This window comes from Bacillota bacterium (genome assembly GCA_040755295.1).
Classification (GTDB): Bacteria; Bacillota; Desulfotomaculia; order Desulfotomaculales; family Ammonificaceae; genus SURF-55.
On sequence record JBFMBK010000040.1, the window covers coordinates 1 to 1286 of the forward strand.

1 protein-coding gene is annotated in these 1286 nt (G+C 53.4%); it reads left to right on the forward strand.

All coding sequences use genetic code 11. The features are described 5' to 3' along the window. A partial coding sequence (locus AB1500_13165; GenBank protein ID MEW6184096.1) for an RHS repeat-associated core domain-containing protein occupies window positions 1–1286 on the forward strand: 1286 nt, incomplete at both ends.

The following is a 1286-nucleotide window of genomic DNA, read 5'->3' on the forward strand; positions in this document are numbered from 1 at the left end:
ACAAGCTGATGGACATCAAATACTCATACAACAACCTGGGGCTGCTGACGCAGGCCCGGGAACAGGGGCGGGCGGTCAGTTACCGGTATGACGCCGCCAACCGCCTGACCGCTACGGTGAACGAAGTCACCGGCGTGACTACGGATTACCGCTACAACCCCGGCGGCATGCTGACCAGCCTGGCAAACAAAAAAGGCGAAGATGTCCTTTCCAGTTACGAATACTCCTACGACCGGCGCGGCAACCAGACCAAAAAGGTCGATAAAAACGGTACCAGCCGTTATTACTACGACGCTCTGTCCCGCCTGAAGACCGCCGTACTGCCGGACAACCTGACCCAGAGCTACACCTACGACAACTTAGGTAACCTGACTGAACTAAGCGAGAACCATGACGGACGCGTTAAGGAGACCTCATACAAATACAACCGGAACAGCGAACTCCTCCTGCAGGAAGAGAAGGACGGCGACGAGACCACCCGCTCCCTGTTCGGTTACGACAACAACGGCAACCAGATCGAAAAGAGCAAACTAATCTACCGCGACGGCTCGCTCGTTGTATCCGAAAACTCAAGCTACAGATTTGACGACTGGAACCAACTACGCGAAGCGGTGACACCTGACGGGAGGCGCGCCCGGTACGAATATAACGGCAACGGGCTGCGCACAAGCAAAGACGTGGACGGGGAAATAACCAACTTCACCTATGACGGAGGCGACCTTATCCTTGAAACCGACGGCGGCGGCAAGCTAAAGGCGAAAAACTTCTACGGCCTCGACCTCATTTCCAGACAGACGTTCATGAGTACTGGCTTTGCTCCCTCAACGTCGAACGTAGAACGTAGAACGTCGAACGAGATTTCCGCTGACGACATATACTATTACCTCTTCAACGGCCACGGCGACGTAACCCAACTGCTTGACGAACGGGGCGAAATCGTTAAAGATTATGAGTATGACCCCTTCGGCAAAGAACTGACTAATGAGCTACAGCTCGTTCCCGGAAAGCCCTTCGCTACGCTGTGGCGCGCCGAAGTGGAGCACCTTGACAACCCCTTCCGCTACGCCGGGGAATACCTTGACCAGGAAACAGGCTATTATTACCTCAAAGCCCGCTACTACGACCCGCAGATCCAAAGATTTGTTTCTGCGGATAGTTTGGCAAAGAACCCGACGTGGAAGGAACATGCCTACGCTTATTGTGGGTATAATCCGATAAATTACATAGATCCAACGGGTCATGTTGTAGCGAATCTAAGAACTCTGGCCAATTCTGTTCCCGGATCA